This is a genomic window from Pseudohongiella nitratireducens (assembly GCF_001642735.1).
Lineage (GTDB): Bacteria > Pseudomonadota > Gammaproteobacteria > Pseudomonadales > Pseudohongiellaceae > Pseudohongiella > Pseudohongiella nitratireducens.
The window spans coordinates 188,342-205,258 of the sequence record NZ_LWHM01000016.1 but is presented as its reverse complement, the minus strand read 5'-3'; the positions used below and the strand labels follow the sequence as shown (position 1 = coordinate 205,258).

General features: G+C 53.3%; 15 protein-coding genes. 10 read left to right on the top strand and 5 right to left on the bottom strand.

What is annotated here, in order from left to right:
* Positions 1-4: 4 nt before the first annotated feature.
* Entirely contained in the window at positions 5-1,309 is a 1,305-nt protein-coding gene (locus PSCS_RS06270) for a peptidylprolyl isomerase (RefSeq protein ID WP_068810925.1), read from the bottom strand.
* Positions 1,302-3,857: an LPS-assembly protein LptD gene (locus PSCS_RS06265; RefSeq protein WP_068810924.1), complete on the bottom strand. Its 2,556-nt coding sequence runs from the start codon at positions 3,855-3,857 to the stop codon at positions 1,302-1,304. Before PSCS_RS06265 ends, PSCS_RS06270 begins: the two co-directional genes overlap by 8 nt.
* Positions 3,858-4,015: 158 nt before the next feature.
* Here PSCS_RS06265 and PSCS_RS06260 point away from each other — a divergent pair, with 158 nt between their 5' ends.
* From PSCS_RS06260 to lipA, 5 genes are all read left to right on the top strand, one after another.
* Positions 4,016-5,125 carry an aminoglycoside phosphotransferase family protein gene (locus tag PSCS_RS06260; RefSeq protein WP_229694645.1) on the top strand — a complete coding sequence of 370 codons (1,110 nt, stop codon included), beginning with the start codon at positions 4,016-4,018 and terminating at the stop codon, positions 5,123-5,125.
* Positions 5,126-5,818: an N-acetylmuramate alpha-1-phosphate uridylyltransferase MurU gene (gene murU, locus PSCS_RS06255; RefSeq protein WP_068810923.1), complete on the top strand. Its 693-nt coding sequence runs from the start codon at positions 5,126-5,128 to the stop codon at positions 5,816-5,818.
* A gap of 70 nt (positions 5,819-5,888) precedes the next feature.
* Positions 5,889-6,566 carry a ribulose-phosphate 3-epimerase gene (gene rpe / locus PSCS_RS06250; protein WP_068810922.1) on the top strand — a complete coding sequence of 226 codons (678 nt, stop codon included), beginning with the start codon at positions 5,889-5,891 and terminating at the stop codon, positions 6,564-6,566.
* 63 nt (positions 6,567-6,629) lie between these two features.
* Positions 6,630-8,114, top strand: a complete 1,485-nt coding sequence (gene trpE, locus PSCS_RS06245) for an anthranilate synthase component I (protein ID WP_397387152.1) — start codon at positions 6,630-6,632, stop codon at positions 8,112-8,114.
* A gap of 75 nt (positions 8,115-8,189) precedes the next feature.
* Positions 8,190-9,251: a lipoyl synthase gene (gene lipA, locus PSCS_RS06240; RefSeq protein ID WP_068810921.1), complete on the top strand. Its 1,062-nt coding sequence runs from the start codon at positions 8,190-8,192 to the stop codon at positions 9,249-9,251.
* Here the strand turns inward: lipA and PSCS_RS06235 are convergent.
* Complete coding sequence (locus PSCS_RS06235; protein WP_068810920.1) at positions 9,234-10,352, bottom strand: GGDEF domain-containing protein; 1,119 nt, start codon at positions 10,350-10,352, stop codon at positions 9,234-9,236. The two genes, lipA and PSCS_RS06235, sit on opposite strands and share 18 nt — an antisense overlap.
* A gap of 178 nt (positions 10,353-10,530) precedes the next feature.
* On the opposite strand from PSCS_RS06235, the gene PSCS_RS06230 reads away from it, so the two are divergent.
* Positions 10,531-11,175 carry a response regulator transcription factor gene (locus tag PSCS_RS06230; RefSeq protein ID WP_068810919.1) on the top strand — a complete coding sequence of 215 codons (645 nt, stop codon included), beginning with the start codon at positions 10,531-10,533 and terminating at the stop codon, positions 11,173-11,175.
* Positions 11,176-11,187: 12 nt separating this feature from the next.
* Here PSCS_RS06230 and PSCS_RS06225 read toward each other — a convergent pair whose 3' ends face one another.
* Entirely contained in the window at positions 11,188-12,657 is a 1,470-nt protein-coding gene (locus PSCS_RS06225) for a cryptochrome/photolyase family protein (protein ID WP_068810918.1), read from the bottom strand.
* A gap of 170 nt (positions 12,658-12,827) precedes the next feature.
* On the opposite strand from PSCS_RS06225, the gene PSCS_RS06220 reads away from it, so the two are divergent.
* From PSCS_RS06220 to PSCS_RS06205, 4 genes are all read left to right on the top strand, one after another.
* Positions 12,828-13,412: an anthranilate synthase component II gene (locus tag PSCS_RS06220; RefSeq protein WP_068810917.1), complete on the top strand. Its 585-nt coding sequence runs from the start codon at positions 12,828-12,830 to the stop codon at positions 13,410-13,412.
* Between the two features lie 40 nt (positions 13,413-13,452).
* The gene (trpD, locus tag PSCS_RS06215) at positions 13,453-14,481 is read left to right on the top strand and encodes an anthranilate phosphoribosyltransferase (RefSeq protein WP_068810916.1); all 1,029 of its coding nucleotides are present in this window, start codon (positions 13,453-13,455) and stop codon (positions 14,479-14,481) included.
* 25 nt (positions 14,482-14,506) lie between these two features.
* Positions 14,507-15,304, top strand: coding sequence for an indole-3-glycerol phosphate synthase TrpC (gene trpC, locus PSCS_RS06210; RefSeq protein WP_068810915.1), 798 nt, complete (start codon positions 14,507-14,509; stop codon positions 15,302-15,304).
* Positions 15,305-15,428: 124 nt separating this feature from the next.
* A complete protein-coding gene (locus PSCS_RS06205; protein ID WP_068810914.1) occupies positions 15,429-16,139 on the top strand; it encodes a hypothetical protein in 711 nt (236 codons plus the stop codon).
* A gap of 4 nt (positions 16,140-16,143) precedes the next feature.
* On the opposite strand, the gene crp is transcribed toward PSCS_RS06205, so the two are convergent.
* Positions 16,144-16,779 carry a cAMP-activated global transcriptional regulator CRP gene (gene crp, locus PSCS_RS06200; protein ID WP_068810913.1) on the bottom strand — a complete coding sequence of 212 codons (636 nt, stop codon included), beginning with the start codon at positions 16,777-16,779 and terminating at the stop codon, positions 16,144-16,146.
* Positions 16,780-16,917: the final 138 nt, after the last annotated feature.

Genomic DNA, 16,917 nt, shown 5'->3' with positions numbered 1-16,917 from the left:
TGAATCAATTGATATATTTGACGTAGGCTTCGTCGCGCAGCTCCAGTATCCAGTTTTCCAGCTCCAGTTCGAACTTGCGGTTACGCAGGGCGTTCTCTGCTTGCTGGCGGCGGTACTGGCGGCTGAGATCCTGCTCGCGTCGTCCCGTCACTTCCGCGATATGCCAGCCAAAGCTGGTACGGAACGGTTCACTCAGTTCACCCACCGGTAAGGTGGAGATGCGTTCACCGAACTCGGGTGGGAAGCCGTTGTCGTTAACCCAGCCCATGTCGCCGCCACCAACCACGGTCATATTGTCATCGGAATACTGACGGGCCAGGACATTGAAGTCTTCGCCATCCAGGATGCGCTGGTGTAGTTCGTTGATCAGGCGGCGAGCCTGCTCTTCGGTACGAATCTCGTTCGGTGCGATCAGGATATGCCGGGCTTCAGTCTGCGGTACCAGCCGTCCTTCGTCGCCGCGAACATTATTCAGGCGGATCACGTGGTAGCCGTTAGAGCTTTGCAGTGGTTCGTGTGTTTCGCCGATACGCATGTCGGGCACGACGCTGGCAAACAGCGTTGGCAGGGCATCGGCTTTACGCCAGCCCAGTTCGCCGCCACTGACAGCAATACCTTGCTGCTGTAATTCTTGGCGCAGTGTTGCAAAAGTTTCGCCATTATTGGCGCGTTCAGTGACCGATTCCGCCAGTTCGAGACGCTGTTCGCGCATCGACTCACTGACATTGTCATTGGCCGGTATCATGATCTGCTCGACCATGTAGTCGGGGGCGATCGCGCTGCGCCCTGCTTCTGAATTCAGATAGTTTTCGATTTCCTGGTCTGTGATGCTGATGCGACGGTTAACCATGCCACGTTGCACCTCATTGATGGACATCTCTTTGCGGATACGCTCGCGAGTTTCGAGGTACATTCCCTGAGAGTCCAGCGCGTTGACATACTGGTCGAAGGTCATGCCGTTGGACTGTGCAATATCAGTAATTACCCGGTTCAATGTGTCATCGTCAAATCGAATACCAACGCGTTCAGCCATCTGTAACTGCAGGTTTTCGACAATCAGATTCTCCATCACTTGTTCGCGCAGTTGTTCAGGTGGTGGCATCTGGGCGCCCATTTCCTGGATACGCTGAATCATTTCAGCCTCACGGGCATCGTATTCACTTTGCAGTATCACGCCGTCGTCGACAATGGCAATGACACGATCCAGGACCTGGCGCTGGCCGTGTGCGGTTCCGCTGGCAAACAGACAGGCCAACAGGATCGACCAGACAATTTGCTGTCGGGGGAAAGAAAGAAACCGCTTAATCATCAATACCATACTCCTTGAATCCGGGGATGCCGTTTGTCAGCAGATTGCTCAGGCTGCCGCCAGTCAGGTCACCCAGACCCAACAACGTCAATTGAAAGAAAACACCTTGGTTTTGGCGGGTATCCTGGGCGAAAAATTCATATTCATCGACCCAGTCACGCGCGACGAGGCGCATGATGGCGCAGCAGTTACTGTATTCGACACCCGCGAACGTTTCAAGGTTCCTGCTGTTGCTGTGATCGTAGTTCCAGCGACCAAACACTCGCCAGTTATCATTGACCGGCCAAACCGCTGAAAGATCTGTTTGACTGATGACGGGGTCAAGCCCCGGGGGCGCCTGTAAAAAGACGTCTGCCTTTTCCCGGTAACGGTAAGCCAGATTCACAATGTGGTTAGCATCGCCATGATAACGCAATGCGATACTGCCCTGGTCGATATTGTCATTTTCCTGATCCCACTGCAGGTCGCCAAATAACTGCCAGTTAACACTGGGTCGGAAACTGCCTTCCATCACCAGGGCCGAGCGGTCCGTGTCCAGTGGTTGCAGAATCTGCCATTGTTGCAAGGGACTGTTCAGTGAAACGGTGCGGTCTTCAAAATGGAATATCTGGCCAATGCTGAAACGGGCGCGCTCCAGGCTGCCGTTATCCAGAATACGTGTGGTCACGGCTGCGCTGATCTGGTTGGCATCGCCGACACGGTCCTGGCCACTGAACCGGTCGTAGCGGAACAGTTGATTAAAGTTAAAATTCAGCTGGGCGGTATCGAAGGTTGGCAGGAACTGCTGGTCTTCGCGCTCGCTGAATAGATAGTACAGCCGCGGCTCCAGCGTTTGGGTGGCTTCGTTGCCATTAAACTGCAGTGGCCGGTCAAAGATCAGGCCGCTGTCCAGGCTGAAAACACCGACACCGCGATCCGGATTGCCTGGAGTGCCGATAGCCTGCTGGTCCAGCTGCCAGTCGGCATAACGGTACCGAGCCGTGGGCTCAATAAAATAACCGGGCTCCCGAATCGGCAGGCTGACCCAGGGTTCCAGCGTGTTACGTTCGCCGGAAACCAGCGCGCCATTATTGATCTGTTCCGTGCTCAGCAGGCTACGATCCAGGGAGCGATCAAAACGGACATGGCTGGCATCAACACCATAAGTCAGCCCCTGGTATCCGCCGAAGTCGCCTGAAACACTGAGTTCTGGCAGGCGATCAAAGGGTTTGTTGATATCAATGGAAGCGACATAAGGGTCCAGTATTTCGATGCGCTGGACACGTGTTTCTGCCTGCCAGTTAGTGTTTTGCCAGGCCAGCACCCCTTCTTTATTGAGGTGCGTACGGCTTTCCACATTGAGGTCCTGACTGCCCAGGTCGCGGAAATAATCAAAGTCGCTGACTGCACTGAAATCGATATAGCTGCGCCAGTTATCTCCGATCAGGCCTTCATGTTCGAAACCGGCAAACCAGCGCTGTTTGACCGGGGCCGTGTCATCGCCAATCTGGTCAGTTGTGGCACCGTCGTATGTGCTGTCGTTTGGCAGCAAGGCCAGGTTCGCGGTATTCATGGACCAGTCAGCCAGGTAGCGGAATTCGCCGCTGACCATGGCGCCACGCTCTGTCATGATGCGAGGGGTCACGGTGGCATCATAGTGAGGGGCGAGGTTGAAATAGTAGGGCACGGCAATATCAAGACCATTGTCCCGGCTATTGCTCAGCGATGGCGGCAATATGCCCGAGACCCGCTGATCTGAAATCGGAAACTGCAATGTATAGGGGTAGTAAAATACAGGTACATCCTTGATGCGCAAGGTCAGCGCTGAGGCGTAACCAACACCGTTGGCATTATCCAGCTGTAATCTGCGTGCCCTGACCACCCAGAACGGGTCGTAGGGTTCACAGCGGCTGAATTCGCCATTATCCATGGTCAGCATGCCGGTTTCACTGTTATATGCCAGATTGCTGGCGGTGCCATGAATCTGTGTTTCATAGGTTACATAGGCCGCCTGGTCAACCAGGTTGTTGCCGCTGTTCTGATCCAGTTCAGCGCCGTTGCCGGTGATTAAAAAGCCGGGTTCCCGAAAGATCACATCGCCCTGCAGCGTCAGGATGTTGGTATCCTGGTTGAGGTGGGCACCATCACTGGCTTGAACCGAGCGGTAGCCTTGCTGGACATTAACGGAGCCGTCTACATAAAACTGGCCGGGTTCCGGCTGTCGTACCGGTGACTCAGTATCAATTTCAGTGTCGGCTTGATCGGGTTCAACCGCAGAATCCAGCCCCGGTGGTTCGATAAATTCGCCACAGCAGGCAGGGCGCAACCCTTGAGCATCCTCCCCAGACATGGCATCACGGCTCTGCCAGTCCTCCAACAAAATCGTCAGTTGTTCGGTGCGCTGGGTTGCCGCTGCAGGCTGAGCCAGCAGTTGGTTCGGTAACATTTCGCCAGCCAGCAGAATAGCGATGACGACAGCAAGACGGCCAGTTTTGCGGCTGGCAATAGCCTCATAAGTCAGCATCGTTTTCTCTGCGCGGCGATCAGCAAATTTGGGTTGGCGCGGCATGTGGTGGGTAATCCGGATATGGGTAACACGTAATCAGGCGAATGCATGATAATTCATTGAGGTTTTGATATAAAGCCAGAGCCGGGCAGGGAGTGGAATATTTGCCATCTTTGGCAGTATCTCTGATATTACCCGGGTCAATGTTGTATGGAACAGACATGTCAAAAAATGAAACAGTGATGAAAAACGCAACACAGTCTGGTGATGAACGTCAGGCTGCTTTGTGCGAATGGGCACAACCGGTGCTGTCAGCGTTATTGCAACGCACCCTGCCAGCACCGCCGGCAGCGCAAAGTTTGGGGGGAGATGCCAGCTTTCGACGTTATTTTCGCTATATAGATACCGATACGGCGCAGTCCTTTCTGCTGGTTGATGCACCGCCTCCTAATGAGGATGTTGCGCTGTTTGTGCGTGTTGCGGCTGAGTTCCAGGCGACGGGTATGCGAACGCCACGGATTTATGAGGCGGATCCTGAACAGGGGTTCATGCTGCTGGAAGACTTCGGCGACAGTCTGTTCCTGCCCCGGTTGCAGTCTGCCCGGCAATCCGGTCAGGAGCATGTAGCAAACAGTCTGTATGAATCGGCGATGGCCAGCCTGCTGGATTTGCAGATGGACAGTTGCGCTTCGCCATTACCTCCCTACGATAATGATCGTTTGCTGGGTGAAATGCGCCTGTTTGATCAGTGGTTTTGCGGTGAAATGCTGGCGCTGGACCTGGAGCCGGAGACGCAGCGCATGCTTGATGATACCTGGCGGTTCCTGGCTGAGGCGGCAATAGCGCAAACCCAGGTTCGGGTTCATCGGGATTATCATTCTCGCAACCTGATGGTGATTGGTGGCGATGTCAGTGCTCGTCCTGGGGTGATTGATTTTCAGGATGCGGTCATTGGGCCGATCACTTACGACCTGGTGTCGTTGCTGAAAGACTGCTATATCGTCTGGTCCCGGTCACAAGTGGAGCATTGGTTGCGCCGCTATTATAGACAATCATGTGAGCGCTCACTTCTAGCGAAGCCCCTGCTATTCAGCGATTTTTTTCGCGACTTTGAACTGATGGGTCTGCAGCGGCATATTAAAGTACTGGGCATTTTTTGTCGTCTGGCATTGCGGGATGGCAAACGCGGTTATCTGGGTGATTTGCCGGTGGTGCTGGACTATGTGCAGCAAACCGCGCGTGCTTATCCGGAGCTGGCGACGTTCTCTGACTGGTTTGAGCGTGTTCCGTTACCGAAGATTAGTGAGCGTTTGCAGCAGGAGTCTTGCTGAATGAAGGCAATGGTATTGGCGGCTGGCCAAGGGCGACGTATGCTGCCACTGACGGAGACTGTACCCAAGCCGCTGCTGGAAGTGGCTGGCTGCCCGTTAATCGAGTGGCAGATACAGTCACTGGCGCGAGCCGGCGTCAGGGATCTGGTTGTTAACCTGCATTATCTGGGTGAGGCGATTCAGGCCAGGCTGGGCAATGGTGAGCACCTGGGTGTCAGTATTGAATATTCCACAGAAGACGTCTTGCTGGAAACCGCAGGTGGCATCAACCAGGCCTTGCCTTTACTGGGCGAAGCGCCCTTTATTATTTGTAATGGTGATGTCTGGACAGACTTTGATTATCAGAAGCTGGCGAGTCTGAGTCTCCCTGACGGCCAACTGGCTCACCTGGTTCTGGTGCCGAATGCGAAACACCATCCCGGAGGGGATTTCTGGCTGGATCAAGAAGGGATGCTGTCCTCTGTCCGACCGAATGAGGTCGAAAACACCTGTCTGGGCAAATACACTTATGCCGGTATTGCCCTGCTGTCACCAGCCCTGTTTGCCGGGTTGCCCTCAGGGCCACAACCTCTGGCACCCTTGCTACGCCAGGCCATGGATGCAGGATGCGTTAGCGGTCAGTTATTCCAGGGCCAGTGGGTAGATGTTGGAACTCCCGAGCGCCTGGCGCAACTGAACCGCCAACAGACATGAGTTTTTTGTGAAAAAGCGTTAAAATGCGGGATTAGACCACTTTCCTGATCTGTAAGGCCGGACTACCTGTATGAAAGATTTTTTGATTGCCCCCTCTATCCTTTCTGCCAATTTCGCCAAACTGGGTGAAGAAGTGGATCAGGTGCTGGCTGCTGGTGCCGATGTTGTGCACTTTGATGTGATGGATAACCATTACGTCCCTAACCTGACAATCGGCCCTATGGTTTGTAAGGCCTTGCGTGATCATGGTGTGACAGCGCCTATTGATGTGCACCTGATGGTGTCGCCGGTTGATCAGATGATCCAGGATTTTGCCAAAGCCGGTGCAAGTATTATCAGTTTCCATCCCGAAGCCAGTCTGCACGTCGATCGCTCTCTGCAGTTGATCCGTGATCATGGCTGCCAGGCCGGACTGGTACTGAACCCTGCTACCTCGCCGGACTGTCTGGAATATGTCATGGATAAGCTGGATCTGATTCTGGTGATGTCCGTGAATCCCGGTTTTGGCGGGCAGTCCTTCCTGCCATCAGCGCTGGATAAATTGCGCAAAATCCGGGAGATGATTGATCGCTCCGGACTTGATATCCGTCTGGAAGTCGATGGCGGTGTAAAAACCGACAATATTGCCGAAATTGCGGCTGCGGGAGCTGACATGTTTGTGGCAGGCTCAGCGATTTTCAACAGCCCCGACTATAAAACAACGATCGATGCCATGCGGCAACAGCTGGCTTCAGCCAGCACGGTATAAGACGACAGGGAGTCAGGCATGAGCCGAAGTCAGACCGAGCAAATTTCCATGTCGGCCCGTTCATTGAATGAGGCTGACCTGAAAAAACTGGCCGCAGACGGTTATGACCGTGTACCGGTGGTTCGTGAAGTGCTGGCAGATTTTGAAACGCCGCTGAGTACTTATCTGAAACTGGCTGATGCCCCGTTTTCCTACCTGTTTGAGTCTGTCCAGGGGGGCGAAAAATGGGGACGTTATTCCATTATTGGTTTGCCTTGCCAGACCATTCTGCGTGTTCGTGAAACGACAGTCGAGGTGGTTTGTCAGGGCGAAGTGATTGAGCAGCATGAATCGGCAGATCCGTTTACGTTTGTTGCCGAGTACAAGCAGCGGTTCAACGTGGCGCCGCTCAAAGATGTTCCGCAATTCAGTGGTGGATTGGTTGGTTACTTCAGCTATGACACAGTTCGTTATGCCGAACCGACATTAGGGCCATCACCTGGTACGGATGAAATCGGTACACCGGAAATTCTGCTGCTGCTTTCCGAGGAAGTGGTTGTGTTTGATAACTTGCGCGGCACCATTGCCATGGTCTGCCATGTTGATCCTTCGCAACCCGATGCGCTGGCGCAGGCGGAAAAGCGCCTTGACGAAATAGAAGGCGGACTGGCGAAACCATTGAGCCTGCCAGTGATAGAGCAGGACAGTCGGGAATCGTCGACTCAGGAGCAGGATTTCAGTTCCAGCTTTCAACAGGCACCTTTCGAAGCGGCAGTCGACAAGATCAAAGAGTACATCCTGGCTGGTGATACCATGCAGGTTGTACTGGCCCAGCGTATGTCGATTCCTTATCAGGGGGAAGCGATACAGGCCTATCGGGCTCTGCGCTACCTGAATCCCTCGCCATACATGGTGTTTTTTAACATGGAAGATCATGCCATCGTCAGCGCCTCCCCAGAAATTCTGGCACGGGTGGAAGATGGCAATATCACCGTTCGCCCATTGGCGGGGACACGTAAACGCGGCAGTACTGAAGCGGAAGACCTGGCGCTGGAGCAGGAGTTGCTGGCTGATGCCAAGGAAATTGCCGAGCATCTGATGCTGATTGATCTGAGCCGCAATGATTCCGGCCGGGTTTCCAAAACCGGCACTGTGACGGTGCCGCGGAAAATGTTTGTCGAGCGGTATTCGCACGTCATGCATATTGCTTCCATTGTTGAGAGCGAAATTCGCGATGACAAAACGTCACTGGATGTGCTGAAAGCGACGTTACCGGTAGGTACCCTGAGTGGAGCGCCGAAGGTGCGGGCGATGGAAATTATTGACGAACTGGAACCGGTCAAACGTGGCATCTACGGTGGTGCCATGGGTTATATAGGCTGGCACGACAACATGGATATGGCGATTGCCATTCGCACTGCCGTGATCAAGAACGATACCTTGTATGTGCAGGCCGGTGCGGGCGTGGTTGCAGATTCGGTGCCACGCTCTGAGTGGGAAGAGACCATGAACAAAGCCAGGGCAATTTTCCGCGCAGTGGATATGGCGCAGCGTGGTTTGACACTTTAAATTTTCAGTTAAGTCAGTTGCTTCTGTTGTAATGGTTGAAGCTGAAACTTTCGCTTAACATTTATTGGAACGATTATGAGCAGTAAACCCCAACAGCGCATTCCCAGTGGTAGCAAGTTCACCAGCGACCATGGGATTCGTGCCATCAAGGACGGTGTCAAACAGTCCTCCAGGGAAGGGGTCAATGAAGTATTGCGTAAACCAAAGTGGTTGCGTGCCCGCATGCCTGGCGGCGAGCGCTTTGATGCCGTGCGGGAGAATGTACGCGAGCACAAATTAAGTACGGTTTGTGAAGAATCACATTGCCCGAATATTGGTGAGTGCTGGAACAACGGTACCGCCACTATCATGGTGATGGGGTCAGTCTGCACTCGCGCCTGTAAATTCTGTGCGGTTGATACGGGCAACCCCGGGGGCTGGCTGGATGCCGATGAGCCTGAGCATGTGGCTGAGTCGGTTGAGTTGATGGGGCTGCGATATATTGTGCTGACTTCGGTTGACCGGGATGACCTGGAGGATGGCGGGGCTGCTCATTATGCGGCCTGTGTCTCGGCCATCAAGGCGCGAACGCCGCAAGTCAATGTGGAGGCGCTGACGCCCGACTTTGATGGTATTGAGGAGTACGTGGCGCGTGTTGTAGATTCCGGGCTGGAAGTATTTGCCCAGAATGTAGAGACCGTGGAGCGACTGACTCACCCGGTGCGTGATCCGCGTGCCGGTTATCAGAAAACACTGGATGTACTGGCTTTCGCCAAAAAACACCGTCCTTCTGTCCTGACCAAAACCAGCCTGATGCTGGGCCTGGGGGAAACGGATGAAGAGATCCTGAAAACAATGGATGATCTGCGTGCTATCGGTGTTGATATTTTAACGCTGGGTCAGTATTTGCAGCCAACGCGTAATCATCTCAGCGTAGAGCGTTTTGTCAGCCCGGAAGAGTTCAACCGATATCGGGAAATTGGTTTGGAAAAAGGCTTTATGGAAGTGGCATCTGGCCCGATGGTGCGCTCCAGTTATCGTGCAGACCGGGTGTTTGAAAAAAATAACCTTGGCATGCCTTTGCCTGAAGTGCCGGTAAGCAATGCTGCGCCTGTCAGTGAGGATTCGGACAGAATTCCATTACACCACCTGTCCTGACTCCGGTAACAGGTGGTTCGCTGCTATTACCCGGTTGCGACCACCTGCTTTGGCTTCGTACAGTGCGCGATCTGCACGTTTAATAGTGGCTTCTATTTTCTCGCCAGGCCGATATTCCGTTACACCAATCGACACCGACAATGAGTAACTCACAGGCAGCTCTTCTATCACTGCCTGCCGGGTCGCCTCGCAAAGTCGCTGCCCTGTGGCTTCGGCAGCCTCCAGTGCAGTTTCCGGCAATAGCACCAGAAACTCTTCTCCTCCAAAGCGACCGATAAAGTCTTCCTGACGTAGTGTGCGGCGCAGTTTTGCACTGAGCTTTTTGAGTACAGCATCGCCGATGTCATGACCAAAGCTGTCGTTGATCTGCTTAAAGTTATCGATATCCAGCAGGCCAATGGACAGCGATTCGTGATCTTTGTCACGACGGTCAGCCTGGTGGGTGGCGCGCTGGAATGTCTGCATCAAGGCCCGACGATTCGGCAGGTCGGTTAACGGGTCCAGTGATGCCATTCGCTCGAGTTGTTTGTTCTGGGCTTTCAGTCGACTGCGCATATTGACCAGTTTGCCGCCCAGGTAAGACACCAGGTAAATCACACTGGCATAAGCAAACATCACCACCACCTCTACGCGCCAGTCGATACGTTCAGGTGCACCGACTTGCAGAGCCAGCAATAAAGCCAGATAAGAGGCGAGAATGGTCCAGCCAACATTCCTTATTGCCCGGCGCCGTAATGAAAACATGCCAAACACCATGGTGCCTGTGGCAATCAGCAGGAAGACGGTACGCGCCTGGGCGTTGGTAATGAAGTACATGACAAACACCGCGGGCAGTAAGGCGCAGACAATTTGTAGCCCGGTCAGGCTGGGGTCATTGAAATGCTCATTAAAGCCACTGCGAATCATCAGGTAGAAAAGCACATTCAGCAAGACAGAGCTGCAAGCAAAGATGATGGCAGGGGCAACAGGCAGTAGTCCCAGCAGATACAGGGCAAAGACAATCGTGGTTGTGCAAAGGTGACTGCCCACGCCCCACTGCAGTCGTCTCAGACGAAACAGCTGGACATGCTGGTGGCTATGATTGTTATCTTTTCTGGTCATAGGTGGACAGCCAGGCCCCTTACATTATGTTGGACGGAACTAAGTGCTGCTTTATCAACATAGTACACTATTACTGTGTTTGCTGTTGTTGTTACGGTGCGGCTGTGACTTATGACCTATGCGACAATTCACAGGCCTGTGTGATAATGATGAAAGCATCAAAAACCGGAGCTGCCACATGGAAAAAATTCGCGTCATGATTGCCGAAGACCAGAACCTGGTCAGGCTGGGTATTTGTAGTCTGCTGGGATTCAGTGAGCGGATTGATGTTGTTGGTCAGGTTGACGACGGCAGCCAGGTTGTTGATGGCATTCAGCAGTATCGTCCGGATGTGCTGCTGATTGACATCCGAATGCCCAAGATGACTGGCATTGATGCTTTGCGCGCAATGCGGGGACAAGGTTGTATGGTACCCAGTATTATTCTGACCACATTTGATGACAGTCAACTGGTTCGGGAAGGCATAGAAGCTGGCGCGAAAGGCTATTTGCTGAAGGATGTCTCCATGGATAGCCTGGTGGACGCCATTGAAAGGGTTCACGCCGGAGGCACACTAATGCAGCCGGCTATAACTGAGCGAACCCTAAAAGGACTGGCAAGTCTGGAGCGGCGCTTTGAAGGTTCAGCTACGGAAGATCTGAGTGAAAAAGAACTGGAAGTACTTCGGCTGATGGCCGGAGGCTTCAGTAATCGGGAAATTTCCAACACCATCCACAAATCTGAAGGCACGGTAAAAAATCAGGTCTCCTCCATTCTGGACAAGTTGGGTGTCAGGGACCGAACCCAGGCCGTATTACGTGCCATTAACATGGGGTTGATCTGAAGCGTGCTGCCGTCATACGTTGGGCAGCAGCCGAAACGCCTCCAGGGCTTGTTCGCGACTCGCTTTCAGGTTAACCATTGGTGAAGGGTAATCCTTTCCCGGGGTGAAGCCGGTTTCTTTGGCAATACGGTCGGGTAACAGCCAGGGTTCGTGAATATACTTGCCGGGCAAGTTGCTCAACTCTGGCACCCAGCGTCGAATGTAATCTCCAGACGGGTCGAAGCGCTGGCTTTGTCGAACCGGATTAAAGATGCGGAAATACGGTGCGGCATCGATACCGCAACCCGCCACCCATTGCCAGTTCATGCTGTTGTTGGCCGGGCAGGCATCAATCAGGCAGTCATCAAACCAGGCGCGGCCGTCCTGCCAGGGTTGCAGCAGATTCTTTATCAGAAACGACGCTGCTACCATTCTTACCCGGTTATGCATGTAACCCGTCTCCCACAATTCCCGCATCCCGGCATCCACCAGGGGGATACCGGTTTCACCACGTTGCCACTGCTTTTGTTGGGTAGCATTGCTCTGCCAGGGGAAATAGCGAAACTTTTCGTTTACGGGCTCTGTCGCCAGCTCAGGCAGGCGGTATAGCTGACAGAAGGCAAATTCACGCCAGATCAGTTCGCGCAGAAAGGCTTCGGCGGCGTTTTCCTTGCCCGCGCTCAGGGCATGTGCCTGTGTCGTTTGCCAGATACGCCGGGGGGAAATCAAACCGGCCTGAAGATAAGGCGATAGCAAAGAGGTGGCATTGTCAGCAGGAACATCCCTGCCGTTTTCATACGCGTCGAGTGTCTTCTCAAGGAAAGTCTCCAGCAGTTTCCCGGCGTCCCGTTCACTGATGTCCCAGAGGCCATGTAATTTCGCCTCCCAGCCGATTGCTGATCCAAGAGGGAGGGCCTGGATAGCTTTTTTACCCTGGCATTGCGTTAACCGGGTAGGGCTGCCGCCAAGATTGACAGTTGCATTGACCAAGGCAGCAATGTCCAGCGATGCTGGTCTGGGCAGCGGTTGTGACACCGCCAGTTGACTGCGGACATGGCGGTAGAATGGGGTGAAAACCCGATAATAGTCACCATCCTGCTTTTTGGTTTGCCAGGGTTCCCATAACAGGCTGCCATTATAGGATTCAACGCTGTAGCCCTCGTCTTTCAGTGCTGACTTCAGCCGACTGTCGCGTTCGATTCGCCAGCCCTCATAACACCGGTTCCAGGTGATGTGCTGGCACTGGAGCGCAGCCAGTAATTCAGGCAGCAGTGTAGCCGGGTTCCCGTTCAGGACAATCAGTTTGTCATCAAGCGATGCCGATAATGCTAGCAAGGACTGCTGCAACCACCAGGCGGCAGCACTGCCCTGGGCGGGGAAAGTGGTGGTGTCATCCAGTATATAAACCGGAATAATGCTGCCTTGCTGGCAGGCGTGATAGAGGGCAGGGTTGTCGTCCAGTCGTAAATCCTGGCGAAACCAGACCAGGGTGGTATCTGTCATAACTGCTTTCCATGTGCTGTCATTTGCTCAGGGCGGTTGCCTGAATGAGGTGAATTTCCAAGACGAAGCCCCTGTGGGACGCTATTATTGTACGGTTAAAGTACAGCAATGGTTTAAGTTGTGGGCAAATTCGGAGAGAATATGCCGCTTGCGAGTGAGGATGGCCGTCCATGATTTTAATGATAGATAACTACGACTCTTTTACCTATAACATTGTCCAGTACCTGGGCGAGTTAGGTGCAGAAGTGGAAGTGTTTCGCAATGATGCGATTACACTGGAGCAAATCGAGCAAATGGCACCGGAGAAAATTGTAGTCTCGCCCGGTCCCTGCACGCCCTCTGAAGCAGGGGTTTCGATTGAAGTCATTAATAAATTTGCCGGTCTCATTCCTATTCTGGGCGTTTGCCTGGGACACCAGGCTATCGGTCAGGCGTTTGGGGGCGATATTGTCAGAGCCCGCCAGGTGATGCATGGCAAGCTTTCGCCCGTTTACCATGCCGATAGCGGTGTTTTCAAAGGGCTGCAAAACCCTGTCACGGTGACGCGTTATCACTCTCTGGTGATTGACCAGAAAACCTTACCGGATTGCCTGGAAGTCACTGCCTGGACGCAGCGCGAAGATGGCAGTGTGGATGAAATCATGGGTGTCAGGCACAAAACACTGGCTGTTGAAGGTGTTCAGTTTCACCCAGAGTCAATCCTCAGTGAGCAAGGCCACCAGTTACTGAAGAATTTTCTGGATACGCAAAAGTGAGACGATTGAGGTTGTCTCGATAACAAGGAGATACGCATTCATGGACATACAAGCAGCCATTCGACAGCTCGTTGCCGGGCAGGATCTGAGCGACGCTGAGGCCAGCCACGTGATGCGGGAAATCATGACCGGACAATGTACTGATGCGCAAATCGGTGCTTTCCTGGTTGCCCAGCAAATCAAGGGTGTCGCAACCGCTGAATTGCTGGGTGCGGCGCGAGTGATGAGGGAGCTGGCGACACCGGTACAACTTGGTTCTCGTGAACATCTGGTAGACACCTGTGGCACGGGTGGTACAGGTACGAATACGTTTAACATTTCTACCGCCTCCGCCATGGTTGCTGCCTGCGCTGGCGCACGGGTCGCTAAACACGGCAACCGCGGTGCAACCAGCAAAAGTGGCAGTGCAGATGTGCTGGAGCAGGCTGGCGTGAATCTCAGTATCAGTGCTGAGCAAGTGGCGCAGTGCCTGGATGAGTTAGGGGTGGGTTTCATGTTTGCACCCGGCCACCACAGCGCTATGAAGCATGTGATAGGGCCACGGAAGCAGATTGGCGTGCGCAGCATTTTCAATATGCTGGGGCCTTTGACTAACCCGGCCGGTGCACCGAATCAGGTGATGGGCGTGTTTGATGCTGTGTGGATTCAGCCTGTGCTGGAGGTGCTCAAAGGGTTGGGCAGCGACCATGTGCTGGTGCTGGCGTCGGAGGATGGTCTGGATGAGATCAGCACTGCCGCCACGACCCATGTTGGTGAACTGAAAGATGGTGTTATCTCAACTTATGAGATAACACCTGAGATGTTTGGCATGCCATTACGGTCTGATTATCAGGCATTGCAGGTTGAGTCACCCGAACAAAGCCTGGTTCTGTTGCGCCAGGCACTGGCAAATGAAAACCTGGAAGCGACCGATATTGTAGCTCTCAATGCCGGGGCTGCCATTTATGCTGCAAACCTCACAGATGACTTGTCGGCCGGTGTCGAAAAGGCGAAAAGCATACTGGCAAGTGGTGCGGCGTTACAAAAGTTGAATGATCTGGCGACATTAACCCGTTCATTTTCCGAATAATCTTTAGAGAAAGACAGGATCCGTTGTGACAGGCACGACTATTCTAGACAAAATCCTAGCGACCAAGCAGGAAGAAATTCAAGCCAGTACATCCCGTGTTTCGCTGGCTGACCAGGAAGCAATGGCGCAAAAAAAAGCGGATGAGCGGCGGGGGTTTGTTGCTGCCATGGATGCGCGGATTCGTCAGCAGCAACACGCTGTCATTGCTGAGGTTAAGAAAGCTTCACCCAGCAAGGGGCTGATTCGGCCGGACTTTGACCCACCTCTCATTGCCAGCCAGTACGAAGAGGCGGGTGCCTGCTGTTTGTCTGTTCTGACTGATCAGCCATATTTCAAGGGCCACAATGATTACCTGGTTGCTGCCCGGGCTGCCACTCAGTTGCCAGTGTTGCGCAAGGATTTCATCATTGACCGCTATCAGGTGGCTGAAGCCGGAGCGATCGGGGCAGACTGCATTCTGTTGATTGTCTCGGCATTACCAGAGGCAAAAATTCGTGAGCTTTCAGCGGTAGCAGCCGACCTGGCACTGGATGTGCTGGTTGAAGTCCATGATGAGGCTGAACTGGATATTGCCTTGAATTGTGGCTTCAAGCTGATCGGTGTTAATAACCGTAACCTGCACACATTTGCAACGGATCTGGAGACTACCTTGCGACTGGCAGAGCGTGTGCCTGACGACCGGTTGTTAGTCACGGAAAGCGGAATTGCCACTGCAGAAGATGTTAAGACCATGACAGATAAAGGTATTTATGGTTTTCTGGTGGGTGAAACATTGATGCGGGTACCAGATCCACGCGACGCCTTCAGGGCTTTATTTGGTTGATATTTCAGCGATTAAGTCCTCGCCTGTGACAATCAGATGACATTTTTCAAGTTCTCGTAAACTTCGCGGCTGATTCGCCGATAACGTCACTATAACTGTGACTGATAATTGAATCGGCTGCGCTATGCTAACCAGCGAATATTTTCTTGTTGTTTTCCTGCTGGGCCTGATGTGTATCGGGCTTTGGGTAGCGCAGTGGGCGTGGCAGCAGCAACTACTCCATTACCAGACCCTGCAGGTGCTGATTTCTCTCGACAGTCGGCGCAGGCAGCTGTCAGAGGCGGTGTCTGCGCTGCAGCAGATGGATATTCCGGCGGATATTCTGGTTATGCTGTTTCAGGCATTGGCGGATGATATTCGTCAGATCCTGCGACTGGACCCACGTCGCGACGATTTGAGTGAGGCTCTGCAAAAAGCCGAACAGGGTGCCAGGCAGCAGGGGCAAAGCAATGGCGCGGGTAGCGCAGCAGTTGCGACTGAGCAGGAGTTAATGGTGGCTCAGCGTCATATTCAGCGTGCCTTGCGAATATTTATGGAGCTCTATCAGGGCGAAAAAATCAGCGCCAGCCAGTATCAAGGTGCCAGGGATAACTTGCGATTGCTGGGATTAAGAATTGCCGTTAACTCTTCGCTGCTAATGGCGCAGCGTGCAGTTGACCAGGAAGACGGTATCAAGGCAATGGCCTGTTTCCGCCGTGCTGAAAGTCTGCTGGGTATGCGTGGCTTACCGGCTGCCGAAAAGCAGGAGAAGCTGGACTATATTAAACAGGAGCGGGAGCGTCTGTTCAGTGAGCGCAGCAAAGGATTACTGATGTTGACTGGCAATGATGCCTGACCGGTTATCGTGTGCCGAATACCACTATGGTATGGCCGTGAACTGATATCAACTGCTGCTCTTCCAGCGTCTTTAATACCCTGCCAGCCATTTCGCGCGAACAGTTAACCAGCCGGCCAATTTCCTGGCGGGTGATTTTAATCTGCATCCCGTCCGGGTGAGTCATGGCACTTGGCTCGCGACTGAGGTCAATCAACGTGCGCGCGATACGACCGGTCACGTCATAGAAAGCCAGATCCCCTACCTTACGACTGGTGTTGCGCAGTCGTTTTGCCATCTGCTGGCCCAGCGTAAACAACAGGTCAGGGTGCTGCTGCACATAGTTGTTGAACTGCTCATAGCTGATTTCTGCTATTTCACAAGGTGTTTTGGCCCGGCAGCAGGCGCTGCGCGAGTTGCGGGTGTCGAACAGTCCCATTTCGCCAAAAAAGTCGCCAGGATTCAGATAGGAAAGGATCACCTCGCGCTGATCTTCTTCTTCCAGGTAAACAGAGACCGTGCCCTCAACAATGTAGTAGAGCGTTTGGGGAACGTCTCCTGCATTGATAATGGCCTGCCCGCGCCCATAGGGGCGTAAGTGACACTGTTGCAGAAATGAGTCTAAATCCTTGATGTGCGGAGTGATGGCCATCAATGCCATGTGCGTTATCTCCTTGCTAAGGCCCGGTTATCCAGCTCCGAGACGACTTTGGCCTTGATTGTAACCCAGCTTGCTGCACACTGCTAACAGCAAACATCATGACTGTGGTAGTCTTGCGCTCCCTCAAAGACATTATGA

Bases quoted from the DNA above. Each gene is read 5' to 3' on its own strand.
- PSCS_RS06270 (WP_068810925.1), bottom strand. From the start codon at position 1,309: ATGATTAAGCGGTTTCTTTCTTTCCCCCGACAGCAAATTGTCTGGTCG.
- PSCS_RS06265 (WP_068810924.1), bottom strand. From the start codon at position 3,857: ATGCCGCGCCAACCCAAATTTGCTGATCGCCGCGCAGAGAAAACGATG.
- PSCS_RS06260 (WP_229694645.1), top strand. From the start codon at position 4,016: ATGTCAAAAAATGAAACAGTGATGAAAAACGCAACACAGTCTGGTGAT.
- murU (WP_068810923.1), top strand. From the start codon at position 5,126: ATGAAGGCAATGGTATTGGCGGCTGGCCAAGGGCGACGTATGCTGCCA.
- rpe (WP_068810922.1), top strand. From the start codon at position 5,889: ATGAAAGATTTTTTGATTGCCCCCTCTATCCTTTCTGCCAATTTCGCC.
- lipA (WP_068810921.1), top strand. From the start codon at position 8,190: ATGAGCAGTAAACCCCAACAGCGCATTCCCAGTGGTAGCAAGTTCACC.
- PSCS_RS06235 (WP_068810920.1), bottom strand. From the start codon at position 10,352: ATGACCAGAAAAGATAACAATCATAGCCACCAGCATGTCCAGCTGTTT.
- PSCS_RS06230 (WP_068810919.1), top strand. From the start codon at position 10,531: ATGGAAAAAATTCGCGTCATGATTGCCGAAGACCAGAACCTGGTCAGG.
- PSCS_RS06225 (WP_068810918.1), bottom strand. From the start codon at position 12,657: ATGACAGATACCACCCTGGTCTGGTTTCGCCAGGATTTACGACTGGAC.
- PSCS_RS06220 (WP_068810917.1), top strand. From the start codon at position 12,828: ATGATTTTAATGATAGATAACTACGACTCTTTTACCTATAACATTGTC.
- trpD (WP_068810916.1), top strand. From the start codon at position 13,453: ATGGACATACAAGCAGCCATTCGACAGCTCGTTGCCGGGCAGGATCTG.
- PSCS_RS06205 (WP_068810914.1), top strand. From the start codon at position 15,429: ATGCTAACCAGCGAATATTTTCTTGTTGTTTTCCTGCTGGGCCTGATG.
- crp (WP_068810913.1), bottom strand. From the start codon at position 16,779: ATGGCATTGATGGCCATCACTCCGCACATCAAGGATTTAGACTCATTT.